This window comes from Pseudomonas weihenstephanensis, assembly GCF_016812185.1.
Classification (GTDB): domain Bacteria; phylum Pseudomonadota; class Gammaproteobacteria; order Pseudomonadales; family Pseudomonadaceae; genus Aquipseudomonas; species Aquipseudomonas weihenstephanensis.
Genome location: NZ_JAAEBV010000004.1, coordinates 1 through 16,321, shown reverse-complemented (window position 1 = coordinate 16,321; position 16,321 = coordinate 1). Strand labels below are relative to the sequence as shown.

The window sequence follows — 16,321 nt, the reverse complement described above, 5'->3', positions numbered from 1 at the left end:
GGCTATGTTGATCATTCTGTTAGGTATGTTGGTGGGCGTGGTGCTGGGGTTGACCGGTGCCGGGGGCGGCATTCTGGCGATTCCGGCGTTGACCCTGGGTTTGGGCTGGACCCTGGCGCAAGCGACGCCTGTTGCCTTGTTGGCGGTGGGCACGGCAGCGGCGTTGGGTGCGCTGGACGGGCTGCGCAAAGGCCTGGTGCGTTACAAGGCGGCTGCGTTGATGGCGACGATCGGCTCAATCACTTCGCCGCTGGGGTTGTATCTGGCCAAGCTGTTACCGGCCAAGGTGCTGGTACTGCTGTTTGGCGGGGTGATGGTGTTTGTGTCGGGGCGCATGTTTTGGCAGGCGCGAGCCGATGCGCGGGAGGACGCGAGCGAAAGTGTGCTGGAGAAAAACTGCATGCTCAACCCGAGCACCGGGCGTTTGACCTGGAATGCGCGGTGCAGCATGACACTGGTGTCGATCGGCGCTACGTCGGGTTTGCTGACCGGGTTGTTGAGTGTGGGTGGCGGCTTTCTGATCGTGCCGGCTTTTCGCAAGTTCAGTGACGTGCGTATCCACGCGGTGGTGTCCACTTCGCTGATGGTGGTGGCGCTGGTGTCGCTGGGTACGTTGGGCAACTTGATGCGTCAGGGCGTGAGCCTGTCGGGCGACGGTGTGTTGTTTATTGCGGCAACACTCGCCGGGATGATCGCGGGGCGAATGATTGCACCCAAGGTGTCAGCTCAGGTGCTGCAACAAGGCTTTGCGGTGCTATGTGCGGCGGTCAGTGTGCTGATGTTCGCCAAAGTGCTCATGATGAGCCTTTGACGAAACAGCCGATTCAGGCGCAGCAACTCCCCGACTCCAACCCTTTGAGGATCGGGCAGTCGGGCCGGTGATCTCCCTGGCAGGTGTCAACCAGGTCTTGCAGGGTGTCGCGCAAGCTGCTCAATTCGACAATCTTTTGGTTCAGTTCGTCGATGTGCTGACGCGCCAGGGCTTTTACATCGCTACTGGCCCGCTGGCGGTCCTGCCACAGGGCCAGCAGTTTGCCGACTTCTTCCAATGAAAACCCCAGGTCCCGCGAGCGTTTGATAAACGCCAGGGTGTGCAAGTCCTCGTCACTGTACAGGCGGTAGCCGCTGTCACTGCGGTGGGCTGGCTTGAGCAGGCCGGTGGCTTCGTAATAACGAATCATCTTGGCGCTCAACCCACTGTGCTTGGCGGCTTGGCCGATATTCATGACGACTGTCTCCTCACTCAAGGTCCTTGGGTTTCCAGAACTTCAGTAACAGTGCGTTACTGACCACGCTGACGCTGGAGAAGGCCATTGCGGCGCCCGCCAACACTGGGTTCAAGAAGCCAAAGGCGGCCAACGGAATACCGATCACGTTGTAAATAAACGCCCAAAACAGGTTTTGGCGGATTTTGGCGTAGGTTTTGCGGCTGATCTCCAAGGCGGCGGGCACCAGTCGCGGGTCACCGCGCATCAACGTGATGCCCGCTGCGTGCATGGCCACGTCAGTGCCGCCGCCCATTGCAATCCCGATATCGGCTGCGGCGAGCGCCGGGGCGTCGTTGATGCCGTCGCCGACCATCGCCACCACGCCGGTCTTTTTCAGCTCGACCACGGTTGCGGCTTTGTCGGCGGGCAGCACTTCGGCGTGCACGTCTTTAATGCCCAGCGCCTCGGCCACGACCCGGGCACTGCCTTTGTTGTCGCCCGTCAGCAGGTGGCTGCTGATGTGGCGTTCGGTGAGTTGTTGCACCGCGCTCAGCGCGCCGGTTTTGAGCGTGTCACCAAAGGCAAACAGGCCCAGCACTTGGGGCTGCGGGCTTTGCTCGATCAGCCACGACAAGGTGCGGCCTTCGGCCTCCCAGGCGGTGGCCGCGTCGGCAAGGGTGCCGGGGTTGAGGCCGGTTTCTTCCAGCAGGCGACGATTGCCCAGCGCCAGCCGCCGATCCAGCAGCGTGCCAGCAATGCCGCGCCCGGTCAGTGACTGGCTGTCGGTGACGTCGGGCACGCTCAGGTTTCGCGCAGCGCAAGCGTCCAGCACGGCCTTGGCCAAGGGGTGTTCGCTACCACGTTGTAAGGCGCCTGCTGCTTGCAGTAATCGTGCTTCATCACCATCCAACGCGCTGAAGTGAGCGATTTGCGGGGTGCCGGAGGTCAGGGTGCCGGTTTTGTCGAACACCACGGCGCTGACTTCGTGGGCGCGCTCCAGCGCTTCGGCATCTTTAATCAAAATGCCGTAGCGGGCCGCGACGCCGGTGCCGGCCATGATTGCTGTCGGTGTGGCCAAGCCCAGTGCGCACGGGCAGGCGATCACCAGTACGGCCACGGCGTTGATCAGCGCGGTTTCAATCGGCGCGCCATAGAACCACCAGCCGAGTAAGGTGGCCAAGGCAATCAGCAACACCACCGGGACGAAAATCTGGCTGACTTTATCCACCAGCTTCTGGATCGGGGCTTTACCGGCTTGTGCGTCTTCAACCAGGCGAATGATGCGGGCCAGAACGGTTTCGGTGCCCAGGGCCAGGGTTTTGATCACGAGGCGACCTTCGCCGTTGATGGCGCCGCCGGTGACGTTATCCCCAGGCTGCTTGGGCACGGGCAGGCTTTCACCGCTGATCAGGGCTTCGTCGGCGTGGCTTTGACCTTCGACCACTTCGCCGTCTACCGGGAAACGTTCGCCGGGTTTGACGAGTACCAGATCGTTGAGGCGCAAGTCACTGATGGCTACGTCCTGTTCCTGACCATCGACCACTCGCAGGGCGCGTTCGGGGCGCAACGCTTCAAGCGCGCGGATTGCGCTGGCGGTTTGGCGTTTGGCGCGACTTTCGAGGTATTTGCCCAATAGCACCAAGGCGATGACCACCGCAGACGCTTCGAAATACAGGTGCGGCATGCTGCCGGGCGCTGCGATGGCCCATTCGTACAGGCTCAACCCATAACCGGCACTGGTGCCCAGCGCGACCAGCAGGTCCATATTGCCCGCACCGGCTTTGACGGCTTTCCAGGCGGCGACATAAAAGCGCGCACCCAGAATGAATTGCACCGGGGTGGCGAGCAAAAATTGCACCCACGCAGGCAGCATCCAGTGCAGGCCAAAGGGCTCGACCAGCATCGGCAACACGAGCGGCAACGCCAACACAATGGCGGCCACCAAGGACCATCGCTCACGGCGCAGACGTGTGTGTTGATCGTCTTCAACGGCTTGCACATTTTCGGTCAATTGAGCGGTGTAGCCGGCTTGGCCAACAGCCTCAATCAGTACGGTGGGATCGACGTGGCCCAGCAGGTCGACATGTGCCCGCTCACTGGCCAGATTGACGCTGACGCTTTTGACGCCGGCGACCTTGGCCAGTGCTTTTTCAACACGACCCGCACAACTGGCGCAGGTCATGCCGCCAATACTCAGTTCCAGGCTATGGCTGGGCACGCTATAACCGGCGTGGGTGACGGCTTCAACCAGTGCGGGCAGGCTGTCGGCGGGCGCTTCGACGCGGGCTTGTTCAGTGGCCAAATTAACGCTGACCGCTGTAACGCCGGGCACTTTGGTCAGGGCTTTTTCCACGCGTCCAGCACAACTGGCGCAGGTCATGCCAGCGATAGGCAGGTCGTATTGGGTGGGCACGAGCAATCCTCCTCAAGAAGTTATCTCTCCATAGAATCGACCTTGACCCCGTGGCAAGGTCAAGGCCCCTTGTTGATCGTTACGGCCGACCTTTGAGTGGCGCTTAATACTCCAGCTTGGCGGGTAGCAGGTACATCCCGTGTTCTTTCTGGGCAATGCGATATTTACGGACATCGCCTGCCTTCAAGGTGATGGCTTGTGAGGGTGGCGCGAGCATGCCGGGCAAGCAGCCGGGGGCTTGCCCAGGCAAAAGCTTGAGCCGCAAGCTGATTTGGCCCGGTGGGAAATTGAAAGAGGTGGCTTGTTCCTGGAACAAGCGTCCGGCCAATTGGTCATTTACATAGAGACCAATCTCACAGTTGGTGGGCACCTCAAGACGTTCGCGGGAAATGATTAACACCCCGTAGTCCTCACTCGCATTTGCCCACAACGGCAAGCTGGCAAGGCCCAAAAGGCTGACTAGGCTCAAAGCGGACCAGCGCATGGCTACGTATCCTGTTTTTAAATCATAAGGTTTGCAGCTTGGCCGACCGCGAAACAGATTGCCAGCATCGGTTGGCAACAACACGCTTGACCTTGCCACGATGGCAAGGTCAACACTCAAAGCCTCTCACCAAGGAGCAATCATCATGCAAACATTTAAAGTTGACGGTATGACCTGTGGCGGCTGTGTGGGTGCAGTGACCCGTGCGGTGCAGAGCTTAGACAAAGACGCCAAAGTGGACGTGGATCTGGCGAGCCATACGGTCAAAGTTGATAGCCATCTGCCCGCCGTGCAAATCATCGACGTCATCACCACGGCCGGGTTTGAAGCGCGTAGCACCCATGCGTGAATAAACTTTTGCCGCTGGCGCGTCAGGTTTTTATTAGCTAGCTCGCTATCTTTATGTTCAAGGTGTTCAGGCACGGCTAGACTATCGGGCCGCGCAGACAGCAGCCTGACCTGGACACCTGATGAATTTTAGAACCATCCTGATTCTGGGCGCCTTGAGCGCCTTCGGCCCCTTGGCCATCGATTTTTACTTGCCGGGCTTCCCGGCGATGGCGCAAGCATTCGCAACCGATGAAAAACACATCCAGCTCACGCTGGCCGTTTATTTTCTGGGTTTGTCCATTGGCCAGTTGGTATACGGCCCCATCGCGGACCGTTTCGGTCGGCGCCTGCCTTTATTGGTCGGGGTGGGGCTGTTCACTGCGGCCTCCTTTGCCTGCGCGTTTGCGCCATCGCTGGAATGGCTGATCGGGGCGCGCTTTGTGCAAGCCCTTGGGGGGTGTGCGGGCATGGTGCTGTCGCGGGCGATTGTCAGCGACAAGTGCGATGCGGTGGGGTCGGCGAAAGTTTTTTCGCAACTGATGCTGGTCATGGGACTGGCACCGATTCTGGCGCCGATGCTCGGTGGTTTGCTGGTCAATCTGTATGGCTGGCAAGCGATTTTCATCGTATTGACGGGCTTCAGCGCCCTGGCGGCCTTGGCGGTGGCATTGGGCCTGCCGGAAAGCTTGCCGGCCAACGTGCCGCGTCAACCCCTGTCGGGTGCGCTGCGTCAATACGGTCGGTTGCTCAAAGATCGCGAGTTTCTGGGGCATGCATTGACCGGCGGGATCGCAATGGCCGGGATGTTTGCTTATATCGCGGGCTCGCCGTTTGTTTTCATCAAGTTGTATGGCGTGCCCGCCGAGCACTACGGCTGGCTGTTTGGCAGTAACGCCGCAGGCTTTATTTTGGTGGCGCAAATCAACGCCCGTTTGCTGGCCAAGCGCGGACCGGCCTTTTTGCTGTCGCGCATGGTGTGGGTGTATCTGGCGGCGGGCTTGACGCTGTTGGCGATCAGTTCTTTGCACACCGAACAGCTGTGGCCGCTATTGATCCCGCTGTTTATCTGCATCGCCAGCCTTGGCTGCATCATCCCTAATGCCTCGGCGTGTGCAATGAGCGGGCAGGGCGCACGTGCTGGCAGTGCTTCGGCCATGCTGGGTTGCTTGCAGTTCAGCGTGGCCGCAGCGGCCGCCTGGTTGGTGGGGTTGCTGCATGATGGCAGTGCCATGCCGATGGCGATGGTCATCAGCTTGTGCGGTGTGCTGGCGGTGTCGATTGCGGTGGCAACCCGGCGGTTGTACACCGCGCGGATTGCCGCTCAAACGTCGATCTGATCTACCCCGCCATGCGCTCAGGCAATCTGTGCGGGGCTTGCAGGCGTGTTCGCAGTGTATCCACAAAGGCTCTGGCCTCGGATTCACTGCGAAAGTTAACGGCTTGCTGGTCGATTTGTACCTGCCATTGGCAGTCGCGGGATCTTGCTAACGCTTTTATCAGGATTTTCATTTCTGGCCTCCTCAGGTTCGCAAAGGAGGCCAGTGTATGCCCGAAAACGCGATGAAATATGACGGGCATCAAGTCTCTGACTGACGGTTGAAAAATGGCCGCATTCGTCCCTTCTCGTGTTTGATCAGAACCCTTCGAGCACGATTTTGCCCTTGGCTTTACCGCTTTCCAGCAGTGCATGGGCACGTCGCAGGTTGCTCGCGTTGATGGCGCCAAAGTGCTCGCCGACCGTGGTGCGCAGGGTGCCAGCATCAATCAGCTCGGCGACGCGGTTCAGCAGGTGGTGCTGCTCGATCATGTCCTGGGTTTGGAACAGCGAACGGGTGTACATGAACTCCCAGTGCAGCGACAGGCTTTTGCGTTTGAGCTTGGTGATGTCGAGGGCCTTGGGGTCATCAATCAACGCCAGCTTGCCTTGTGGGGCCAGCGCTTCGACCAGTTGGTCCAGATGCTGATCGGTTTGGGTCAGACTGGCCACGTGAGTGACGGCGTCGATGCCTTGGCGTTTCAGCTCTGCGCTTAACGGCTGGCTGTGGTCGACGATAACGTCGGCGCCCAGCTCGCGTACCCAGGCTTGAGTGTCAGGGCGCGAGGCGCTGCCAATGACCTTAAGCGCCGTGAGCTGGCTGGCCAGTTGCGTCAGGATGGAGCCGACGCCGCCTGCTGCGCCGACAATCAACAAACTTTGTTGCAGATCCGTTTGGCCTTGGGCGATGGCGAGGCGCTCAAACAATAACTCCCATGCGGTGATGGCGGTCAGTGGCAGTGCCGCGGCTTCAGCGAAACCGAGGCTCTTTGGCATATTCCCGACAATGCGCTCGTCGACCACATGACGCTCACTGTTGGCCCCCGCACGGGCGATGGAACCTGCGTAAAACACCTTGTCACCCACCTTGAACAGGCTCACGTCACTGCCGACGGCCTTGACCACGCCTGCCACGTCCCAGCCCAGGACTTTGGCCGTGCCAGCGTCGGGCTGTACGTTTTCACGCACCTTTGTGTCCACAGGGTTGACCGAGATCGCTTTGACCTCCACTAAAAGGTCGCGTGGCCCAGCAACCGGCTCTGGAAGCTCGATGTCTTGCAGGGCCAGCGGGTCTTGAATCGGCAGCGAATGGTAGTAAGCGACAGCTTTCATGGGGCGCATCCTGTGAAGGGAAACTGGAGAAGGCGATGATTCGCTATTTCACCGCGCAGTAAAACCGGCTAAAACAGCAGGCTCTTTCAATATTTTTTTGATAATCGACGGTTTTATTCACCATGCTGCGTTTTGACGATCTGCAATTGTTTGTGCGCGCTGCTGACCTGGGCAGCTTGTCTGCGGCTGCGCGAGTAATGGACATGTCGCCTGCGGTGGCGAGTGCGGCACTCAAACGGATCGAAACTCAGCTGGGCGCGCGCTTGCTGGCGCGCTCCACGCGTAGCTTGCGTTTGACCGCAGAAGGCCAGGGCTTTCTCGACTATGCACGTAAGGCGCTGAGCAGTCTGGATGAAGGACGACGGCTTTTGGCGCGCGGGCAGGATCAAGTGAGTGGCGTGTTGCAGCTGTCAGCACCGTCGGACTTCGGGCGCAATGTATTGCTGGCGTGGCTGGATGAGTTTCAGCGTGAGCATCCGAAGCTGACGGTGCGGCTGCTGCTTGGGGATCGGATTGTTGATCTGTTTCGCCAACCGGTGGACATCGTCTTGCGCTATGGCGAACCTGAGGACTCCAGTTTGGTTGCGTTGCCGGTCGCGCCGGACAATCGCCGGGTGTTATGTGCCTCGCCCGCCTATATCGCGCGCGCTGGCGAACCGCGCCAGCTTGAACAATTGCTGCAACACAATTGCCTGTTGTACATGCTCGGCACACGGGTGCACGACCATTGGCAGTTTCATGATGGCAAGCGAGAGTTGGGGCTGACAGTGAGCGGCGACAGGTTCAGCGATGATGCTGATGTGGTGCGTTTATGGGCGTTGGCCGGGGCGGGCATTGCTTACAAGTCCTGGCTGGACGTGGCGGCAGATGTGCGGGCGGGAAGGCTCAAGGTGCTGATGCCAGAGCTTGAGGGCGAGCGGGCGCCGTTAAATATGCTATGTGCACACCGCGCGCAGTTGAGTAAACCGGTGAAATTGTTGCGTGACATGCTCAGTGAGCGTTGTGCAATGTTGGCGCGTGACCTGTAGCAACGGCCCAAGGCTGCGATCGTTTTGCGGTGCTCGCTCAAACGATCGCAGCGTTCGTGGCGCTCGTGTTTACGGCTTGACCAAACGGGCATCCAGACCGTTTTGCGCCAGGCGCTTGGCCTGATCCTGGGTCATGCCCAAATGGGTGTGCAGCGCGTGGAAGTTCTCGGTCATGTAACCGCCGAAGTACGCCGGGTCATCCGAGTTCACGGTCACCTTTACACCGCGTTCCAGCATCTCGAGGATGTTGTGTTGCGACATGTGATCAAACACGCAGAGCTTGGTGTTGGACAACGGGCACACGGTCAACGGGATTTGCTCATCGATGATGCGCGCCATCAAGCGCTCGTCTTCAATCGCTCGCACGCCGTGGTCGATACGCTCGATTTTCAACAGATCGAGGGCTTGCCAGATGTATTCGGGCGGGCCTTCTTCACCCGCGTGGGCTACGGTCAGGAAGCCTTCGTCACGGGCACGGTCAAACACGCGCACAAACTTGCTGGGCGGGTGGCCCATTTCCGAGCTGTCCAGGCCGACCGCAATAAAAGCATCGCGAAAAGGCAGGGCTTGGGTGAGGGTTTTTTCGGCTTCTTCTTCGCTCAAGTGGCGCAAGAAACTGAGGATCAAACCGCTGCTGATGCCCAGTTGCTGCTCACCGTCTTTGAGTGCAGCGGCGATGCCGTTGAGTACGACTTCGAACGGCACGCCACGGTCGGTGTGGGTCTGGGGGTCAAAGAACGGTTCGGTATGAATCACGTTCTGCTCTTTGCAGCGCAACAGGTACGCCCACGTCAGGTCATAGAAGTCTTGCGAGGTACGCAAGACGTCAGCGCCCCGGTAATACAGGTCGAGGAATTCTTGCAGGTTGTTGAACGCGTACGCTTTGCGCAACGTTTCAACATCGTTCCACGGCAGGGCGATCTTGTTGCGTTCCGCCAGGGCGAACAGCAGTTCAGGTTCCAGAGAGCCTTCAAGGTGCAAATGCAGTTCAGCTTTTGGCAGGGCGTTGAGCCAGTCGTACATAACAGTTTTTCTCATCAAATCAGGTGCAGATGGCGGCATTCTACAGGTCAGCTGCGACATATTTGGTAAAACCCGACCAAGCTATTTGCCACAGCGCGGTGACTGCACAGGTTTGAATCCATCGAGTGACACGGGTCGTGAACTAATATGTAACGAAACGTTAGCGGGCTGCGGCAGTCTGTAACCCAACGACGTGTATTGGTTCTCAGGTAAAAGGCTCGCGATGCTGACTTTATTGAAAGATGAAAAACTCCTGCTGCTGGCGATTGTTATGGCGTGTGTGGCCTTCCCGCTGGAGCATTGGTTGCTCAGCAGCGGGCAGATGACGGCATTGATCGCAGGCTTTGTGCTGATCGCGGCCATCGTCTGTGCCTCCATGCGCGTGGCCCATCACGCCGAAGTCTTGGCCGAAAAGTTTGGTGACCCCTATGGGACGATGATTCTGACGCTGTCAGCCGTACTGGTTGAGGTCGTAATCCTCGCGATCATGATGAGCAATGAAGCATCACCGACGTTGGTACGGGACACGATCTATTCGGCTGTGATGCTCGATATCAACGGCATCCTCGGCTTGGCTGCGTTGATGGGCGGCATCAAACACGGTGAGCAGTCCTACAACGACGACTCTGCGCGGACCTACAGTGTGATGATTTTGACCGCCATGGGCGTGTCGATGGTGGTGCCCGAATTTATCCCCGAAGCAGACTGGAAAATTTACTCGGCGTTCACCATTGGCGCGATGGTGCTGCTTTACACCTTGTTCCTGCGCATGCAAGTCGGGCCGCACAGCTACTTTTTCAGCTACAGCTACCCGGAGAAAAAAGGCCGCAAGCGCGCACCTGAAGGCTCGCCCGCCCCTTTGACGTTGTCGGTCGGGGTGTTGGTGTTCGGCATCATTGTGATCGGCGCACTGGCTGAAGTGATGTCCAAGACCCTCGACCTTGGTTTGGAAGGGACGGGGGCACCGCCGGTCATCACGGCGATACTGGTGGCGGCGATCTCTGCGGCCCCGGAAATTCTGACGGCTTTGCGCGCAGCATTGGCCAATCGGATGCAGTCGGTGGTTAACGTGGCGTTGGGTGCTTCTTTGTCGACGGTTATTTTGACCGTGCCAGTGATGGAGGCGATGGCGTTGTACACCGGTCAGCCATTTCAGATGGCGATGACGCCGGTGCAAACGGTGATGGTGTTGATCACGCTGGTGGTCAGTGCCATCAACTTGAATGACGGCGAGACCAATGCAATTGAAGGCATGACGCATTTTGTGCTGTTTGCAACGTTCATCATGCTGTCGTTGTTGGGCCTTTAACGGAAGGGCGGTAGACGCCTACCGCCCAGCCTGCTTACCAGGGAATGGTTTGGCCTTTGTAGTCGATGAAGTGATGGCCACCTTTGCCCGCGTACGCGTTTACCTGTTCGACCAGGCCACGGGTGCTGGTGGGCACATCAATTTCTGCGTCTTCACCGCCCATATCAGTTTTCACCCAGCCAGGGTGCAGGTTCAGCACGGTAGGGCGGTCTTCACCCAGTTGGCCGATAAATGTGTTGGTCATCGAGTTAAGTGCGGCTTTGCTGGCTTTGTAAAGCGCCATTTCTGGTGCGTCGGGTGACTTGATGCTGCCAATGCCGGAACTCATAAAGGCCAGAACGCCACTGCATTTTTGGATTTTGCTGACAAAAGCCTGTGCCACGTTGATCGGTGCCACGCTGTTAGTCAGAAACAGTTGGCCGATGTCGGCAAGGCTGGCGTCCCCCGAGAGTTGATCGTCCGGGCCTTTGATACCGGCGTTTATAAAGACCAGATCAAAAACCTCATCGTCCAGTTTCTGGCTCAGCGCCTTGATGGCCTGTTGCTCGTCAATGTCCAGTTCTTCGACACGCACCGCGCCGAGCGCTTTAAGGGGCTGTGCATTGTCCGGGTTGCGAACCGTGGCCGTGACGTGCCAGCCATCGTTCAAAAGTTCTTTCACCAGGCCCAAGCCCAGCCCACGTGATGCGCCGATGATGAGTGCTTTTTTTACAGTCATAAGTTGCGTCCTTATAGGGGAAGGAAGGGATCAACGCTGAAGGTTTTACTCCTTCACGGGGCGGATGCACACCCATACGGGTTGGTTAAAAAACGTACAGACTGAGGCGGACTTTACAGGCAGCGCATTCGCGTTGGGTTTGCACGGGTTATCCACAGGTTGCTCCACAGGAACTGTGTGCAACTCGTGCGCAGGGTTATAAGCGCAGCGGGATAAGTGTCTTAGGGCAATAAATACGCTTAACGCACTGTTTGTAGGACAGTTTTAAGTGGGGTGGGTGGAATTGGTCATAAAACGTACAAATTTCTGTAACCCCCGCAGGCCGTGGCTTTCAGGCGTGTGTGCTCAGGTTATCCACAGTCGGGTGCACAGTGGCTGTGGGCAACTGTTTGTGTGGGAATAAGGGCGATCAGTCATTCGCTTTGAGTGAATAACGTTCAAGCACAATCCTGCCGCGACTGAGGTCGGCAAGTTGTTGTTGCAGTGGCTGAATGTGTTCTTCGGCTATGGCCAGCTGCAAATCAACGCCGTTAGCGGTAAAGGTTTCTTCGCTGAGTACGCCATTTAGCTCGCTGATACGCAGTTTGACTAACACCCATTCGCTGAAGCTGCATGCGCACCGCAGTGCCACCCGCGTGACCAAGGGAAACTTGTCGGCATTTTGCAGGCATTTGTTTGCCCCGCCGCCGTAGGCCCGGGCCAGCCCGCCAGTCCCCAATTGGATACCGCCGTACCAACGAATCACCAATACCACAACTTGATCGCAGTCCTGGGCCTCTATCGCGGACAAAATCGGACGTCCGGCAGTGCCGCCGGGTTCTCCGTCATCGCTGCTGCGGTATTGATCGCCCAGTTTCCACGCCCAGCAGTTGTGGGAGGCGTTGAGGTCGCTGTGTTGATCAATAAACGTATGTGCCTGTTGGGCGCTGGTGATCGGTGCGGCGAGGGTGATAAAGCGGCTTTTACGGATTTCTTCGCGATACTCGCAAAGGCCGGTCAGGGTTGAGGGCATATCAGTTCCGGGCTGGAGGCAGGTTTAGGACCATCGCGATGGGGCACAAGGTGGGCGAACGTTAGCGTGTCGCTTCAAGGCTCTCAAGGAAACTTTCGAGTACCAGGTGCGAGCGCCGACCCTTGCGGGTGACCGAGGCCAGACTCAAGTCATAAAAGCGTGCTGCGGGTTTAAGTGCGCGCAGGCGGCCTTGTTGAACCCACAAACTGGCGTAGTGGTCTGGCAGGTAGCCGATGTAGCGCCCGGTAAGAATCAGAAACGCCATGCCTTCACGGTCCGAGGCGCTGGCGGTGCAGTTGAGTGCCTGGTAGTGCGCTTGAATATCGGACGGTAGGCGAAAGGTTGGCGCAATGGCGTCTTGTTCATTGAGCCGTTTATCGGGTAGCTGATGGTCATCCACATAGAACAACGGATGGCCAACGGCGCAATAAAGCAGCGAACGCTCGCTGTAGAGCGGCTGATATTCCAGGCCGGAGAGTGCGCTGGCCTGAGGCACCACCCCTACATGGAGGCGTCCATCGAGCACGCCTTGTTCGACTTCATTCGGCGAAATCATGCGGATCTGGATTTGTACGTCCGGGCCACGCTCTTTGAGTTGGGCCAGTGCGTGGGTGATGCGCATGTGGGGGAGGGTAACGAGGTTGTCAGTCAGGCCGATCGTCAACTCGCCGCGCAGGTGTTGATGCAGGCCGTTGACCTCTGTACGAAAGCTTTCAAGGGCTCCGAGCAATTGCAGCGACGACTGATACACCTCGCGACCTTCTTCTGTCAGGGAAAACCCTGCTCGCCCACGTTGGCACAAGCGCAAACCCAGGCGCTGCTCCAGGTCGCTCATTTGTTGGCTGATGGCTGAGCGGCCTATGCCAAGAACGGTTTCGGCCGCTGAAAAACCACCGCACTCCACAACGCTGCGAAAGATGCGTAGCAGGCGTATATCAAAGTCACTGACTTGCGCTAAAGCATCGGAGCGGCGGCTGCTCATAGTTTAGTAAATGCCTAACTAAAGGTTAGAAAAGTTGCATTTCACCGACTTTATAGGCGTGGCAATTTAGCTGCAACAACGATTTCGATCCCACGCTGCTTTCTGTCTTGCGAGGTTTTGCTGATGAACATGCCTGAAAACGCCGAGTTAAACGTGGCTAGCCAGCTCAAGCTGGATGCTCACTGGATGCCTTACACGGCAAACCGTAACTTCCATCGCGACCCGCGTTTTATCATCGGCGCAAAAGGCAGTTATCTGACGGATGACAAAGGTCGGCAAATTTACGATTCATTGTCAGGTCTGTGGACATGCGGGGCTGGACATACCCGCACCGAGATCCAGGAAGCGGTCGCCAAACAATTGGGCACGCTGGATTACTCGCCGGCCTTTCAGTATGGACACCCGCTGTCGTTTCAGTTGGCCGAGAAAATCACCGAGCTGACGCCAGGTACGCTCAATCATGTGTTCTATACGGACTCGGGCTCCGAGTGTGCGGATACCGCAGTGAAAATGGTGCGTGCTTATTGGCGCCTGAAAGGCCAGTCGACCAAGACCAAAATGATTGGCCGTGCCCGTGGTTATCACGGCGTGAATATTGGCGGCACGAGCCTGGGCGGTGTGAACGGCAACCGTAAGATGTTTGGTCAGGCCATGGCGGACGTCGATCATTTACCGCACACGCTATTAGCCAGCAACGCATTCTCGCGCGGTATGCCGCAGTTGGGCGGAATTGCGTTGGCTGATGAACTGCTCAAGTTGATCGAGTTGCATGACGCGTCGAACATCGCCGCTGTGTTTGTCGAGCCGATGGCGGGTTCGGCCGGTGTCCTGGTGCCGCCGCAGGGTTATCTGAAACGTCTGCGTGAAATCTGCGATCAGCACAACATCTTGCTGGTGTTCGATGAGGTGATTACCGGATTTGGTCGTACCGGCTCGATGTTCGGCGCTGACAGCTTCGGCGTCACACCGGACTTGATGTGCATCGCCAAACAGGTCACGAACGGTGCGATTCCGATGGGCGCCGTTATTGCGACAACCGAGATTTATCAGACATTCATGAATCAACCTACGCCTGAGTATGCGGTTGAGTTCCCACACGGTTATACCTATTCGGCGCACCCCGTGGCGTGTGCTGCGGGGATTGCCGCGCTGGACCTGCTGCAAAAAGAAAGCCTGGTACAAAGCGTGGCTGAAATAGCGCCGTATTTTGAGAATGCGTTGCATGGTTTGAAAGGCGTTAAAAACGTAATCGATATTCGCAATTATGGTTTGGCCGGTGCGATTCAGATTGCCCCGCGAGATGGCGATGCGATCGTGCGGCCTTTCGATGCGGCAATGAAACTGTGGAAGGCGGGTTTCTACGTGCGCTTTGGCGGTGACACGCTTCAATTTGGGCCAACGTTTAACAGCAAACCCCAAGAATTGGATCGATTGTTCGATGCAGTGGGTGAGGCGTTGAATCAGGTCGACTGATCCCTTCTATATAGAAGAGACATTTTCGTTTTTGGACAGGCGTGTACCGTTCACGCCTGCAAGCATGTTTTTGGAGTTGCAATGAGCACGATTCAACATTTGATCAATGGTGAGATGGTGAGTGATGCCGGTCGTACGGCGGATGTGTTTAACCCCTCGACTGGCAAAGTGATTCACCAGGTGCCTTTGGCCAACCGCGAGACCATTCAAAAAGCCATAGACACGGCCAAGGCGGCGTTTCCGGCCTGGCGTAATACGCCTCCAGCCAAGCGCGCTCAAGTGATGTTCCGGTTCAAGCAGTTGCTGGAGCAGAACGAAGCACGCATTTCGCAGCTGATCAGTGAAGAGCATGGCAAAACGCTAGAGGATGCTGCGGGCGAGTTGAAACGTGGGATTGAGAACGTTGAGTACGCGTGCTCGGCTCCGGAAATCTTGAAGGGTGAGTACAGTCGTAACGTAGGGCCGAACATTGATGCGTGGTCAGACTTTCAACCGATAGGTGTGGTTGCCGGGATTACGCCTTTCAACTTTCCAGCCATGGTTCCGCTGTGGATGTACCCGTTGGCGATTGTGTGCGGTAACTGTTTCATCTTGAAACCCTCGGAACGTGATCCAAGTTCAACACTGCTGATAGCACAGTTGCTGCAAGAGGCGGGGCTGCCCAAGGGGGTCTTGAGCGTGGTTCATGGCGATAAGGCCGCTGTGGATGCACTGATCGAGGCGCCGGAAGTCAAAGCCCTGAGTTTTGTAGGATCGACGCCGATTGCTGAGTACATCTATGCCGAAGGGACCAAGCGCGGCAAACGTGTGCAAGCGCTGGGTGGTGCGAAGAACCATGCGGTGCTGATGCCGGATGCTGACCTGGACAATGCGGTGAGTGCGTTGATGGGTGCGGCTTATGGTTCGTGTGGCGAGCGCTGCATGGCGATTTCTGTTGCTGTGTGTGTGGGCGATCAGGTTGCGGATGCGTTGGTGGCCAAGCTGGTTCCGCAGATCAAGGCGCTCAAAATTGGCGCGGGAACTTCATGCGGTTTGGACATGGGGCCATTAGTATCTGGCCCGGCGCGTGACAAGGTCAGCGGCTATGTGGCGCAGGGTGTAGCGGCTGGTGCAGAGCTGGTGGTTGATGGGCGCGGACTGAGTGTTAAGGATCACGAGGGAGGCTTCTTTTTGGGCGGCTGCCTGTTTGATCGTGTGACGCCAGAAATGCGTATCTATAAAGAGGAGATTTTTGGACCGGTCTTGTGCATCGTTCGGGTGAATAGCCTGGAGGCTGCGATGCAGTTGATCAATGATCACGAGTACGGTAACGGAACTTGCATCTTTACCCGTGATGGCGAGGCGGCTCGTCTGTTTTGTGATGAGATCGAAGTGGGGATGGTGGGGGTTAATGTGCCGTTACCTGTGCCGGTGGCCTATCACAGCTTTGGTGGCTGGAAGCGCTCCTTGTTTGGTGACCTGCATGCATATGGGCCGGACGGGGTACGTTTTTATACGCGTCGTAAAGCAATTACTCAGCGCTGGCCGCAACGCGCCAGTCATGAAGCATCGCAGTTCGCTTTCCCGAGCCTGTAAGGCGCAGGTCAGTGCGCTGATGACGAGAGGCCAGCCGTAAGGCTGGCCTCTGCATTTCGGCACTTATATGACGATATGACAAAAATATGAAATCAGTGCTTGACGCAGGATTCCAGCGG

Annotated in this window: 16 protein-coding genes; 7 read left to right on the top strand and 9 right to left on the bottom strand. The window is 57.6% G+C overall.

Going from position 1 to position 16,321, the window contains the following annotated elements:
• Positions 1-4: 4 nt before the first annotated feature.
• Complete coding sequence (locus tag GYN01_RS13740) at positions 5-811, top strand: sulfite exporter TauE/SafE family protein (RefSeq protein WP_048400361.1); 807 nt, start codon at positions 5-7, stop codon at positions 809-811.
• Between the two features lie 13 nt (positions 812-824).
• Here GYN01_RS13740 and cueR read toward each other — a convergent pair whose 3' ends face one another.
• The 3 genes from cueR to GYN01_RS13725 all read right to left on the bottom strand — a co-directional run bounded on the left by cueR (position 825) and on the right by GYN01_RS13725 (position 4,105).
• Positions 825-1,226 (bottom strand): Cu(I)-responsive transcriptional regulator, encoded by a 402-nt coding sequence (gene cueR, locus GYN01_RS13735; RefSeq protein ID WP_048364321.1) that lies wholly within the window; start codon positions 1,224-1,226, stop codon positions 825-827.
• Positions 1,227-1,239: 13 nt separating this feature from the next.
• Positions 1,240-3,627, bottom strand: coding sequence for a heavy metal translocating P-type ATPase (locus GYN01_RS13730; RefSeq protein WP_275296439.1), 2,388 nt, complete (start codon positions 3,625-3,627; stop codon positions 1,240-1,242).
• 97 nt (positions 3,628-3,724) lie between these two features.
• Positions 3,725-4,105, bottom strand: a complete 381-nt coding sequence (locus tag GYN01_RS13725; protein WP_048364320.1) for a hypothetical protein — start codon at positions 4,103-4,105, stop codon at positions 3,725-3,727.
• 145 nt (positions 4,106-4,250) lie between these two features.
• Between GYN01_RS13725 and GYN01_RS13720 the strand changes: the two genes are divergently transcribed.
• Both GYN01_RS13720 and GYN01_RS13715 read left to right on the top strand, forming a co-directional pair.
• Complete coding sequence (locus GYN01_RS13720; RefSeq protein ID WP_048364319.1) at positions 4,251-4,454, top strand: heavy-metal-associated domain-containing protein; 204 nt, start codon at positions 4,251-4,253, stop codon at positions 4,452-4,454.
• Positions 4,455-4,575: 121 nt separating this feature from the next.
• A complete protein-coding gene (locus tag GYN01_RS13715) occupies positions 4,576-5,772 on the top strand; it encodes a multidrug effflux MFS transporter (protein WP_048364318.1) in 1,197 nt (398 codons plus the stop codon).
• 1 nt (position 5,773) lies between these two features.
• Here GYN01_RS13715 and GYN01_RS22690 read toward each other — a convergent pair whose 3' ends face one another.
• Together GYN01_RS22690 and GYN01_RS13710 are read right to left on the bottom strand one after the other, a co-directional pair.
• The gene (locus GYN01_RS22690) at positions 5,774-5,944 is read right to left on the bottom strand and encodes a hypothetical protein (RefSeq protein WP_371260596.1); all 171 of its coding nucleotides are present in this window, start codon (positions 5,942-5,944) and stop codon (positions 5,774-5,776) included.
• 124 nt (positions 5,945-6,068) lie between these two features.
• Entirely contained in the window at positions 6,069-7,082 is a 1,014-nt protein-coding gene (locus GYN01_RS13710) for a zinc-binding alcohol dehydrogenase family protein (RefSeq protein WP_048400358.1), read from the bottom strand.
• 122 nt (positions 7,083-7,204) lie between these two features.
• On the opposite strand from GYN01_RS13710, the gene GYN01_RS13705 reads away from it, so the two are divergent.
• Positions 7,205-8,110 carry a LysR family transcriptional regulator gene (locus GYN01_RS13705; RefSeq protein WP_059761701.1) on the top strand — a complete coding sequence of 302 codons (906 nt, stop codon included), beginning with the start codon at positions 7,205-7,207 and terminating at the stop codon, positions 8,108-8,110.
• Between the two features lie 69 nt (positions 8,111-8,179).
• On the opposite strand, the gene GYN01_RS13700 is transcribed toward GYN01_RS13705, so the two are convergent.
• The gene (locus tag GYN01_RS13700) at positions 8,180-9,133 is read right to left on the bottom strand and encodes an adenosine deaminase (RefSeq protein WP_048400356.1); all 954 of its coding nucleotides are present in this window, start codon (positions 9,131-9,133) and stop codon (positions 8,180-8,182) included.
• A gap of 223 nt (positions 9,134-9,356) precedes the next feature.
• On the opposite strand from GYN01_RS13700, the gene GYN01_RS13695 reads away from it, so the two are divergent.
• On the top strand, positions 9,357-10,442 hold the full coding sequence (locus GYN01_RS13695; RefSeq protein WP_203307306.1) for a calcium:cation antiporter: 1,086 nt from the start codon (positions 9,357-9,359) through the stop codon (positions 10,440-10,442).
• Between the two features lie 34 nt (positions 10,443-10,476).
• Here the strand turns inward: GYN01_RS13695 and GYN01_RS13690 are convergent, their stop codons facing one another.
• From GYN01_RS13690 to GYN01_RS13680, 3 genes are all read right to left on the bottom strand, one after another.
• Positions 10,477-11,160: an SDR family oxidoreductase gene (locus GYN01_RS13690; RefSeq protein WP_048364313.1), complete on the bottom strand. Its 684-nt coding sequence runs from the start codon at positions 11,158-11,160 to the stop codon at positions 10,477-10,479.
• 409 nt (positions 11,161-11,569) lie between these two features.
• Positions 11,570-12,172, bottom strand: coding sequence for an IMPACT family protein (locus GYN01_RS13685; protein ID WP_048400352.1), 603 nt, complete (start codon positions 12,170-12,172; stop codon positions 11,570-11,572).
• A 61-nt stretch (positions 12,173-12,233) separates the two neighbouring features.
• Positions 12,234-13,154: a LysR family transcriptional regulator gene (locus GYN01_RS13680; RefSeq protein WP_048400351.1), complete on the bottom strand. Its 921-nt coding sequence runs from the start codon at positions 13,152-13,154 to the stop codon at positions 12,234-12,236.
• A 123-nt stretch (positions 13,155-13,277) separates the two neighbouring features.
• Here GYN01_RS13680 and aptA point away from each other — a divergent pair, with 123 nt between their 5' ends.
• Complete coding sequence (gene aptA / locus GYN01_RS13675) at positions 13,278-14,627, top strand: omega-aminotransferase AptA (RefSeq protein ID WP_048364310.1); 1,350 nt, start codon at positions 13,278-13,280, stop codon at positions 14,625-14,627.
• A gap of 81 nt (positions 14,628-14,708) precedes the next feature.
• Positions 14,709-16,202: a CoA-acylating methylmalonate-semialdehyde dehydrogenase gene (locus tag GYN01_RS13670; protein WP_048400349.1), complete on the top strand. Its 1,494-nt coding sequence runs from the start codon at positions 14,709-14,711 to the stop codon at positions 16,200-16,202.
• The last annotated feature ends 119 nt before the right edge of the window (positions 16,203-16,321 follow it).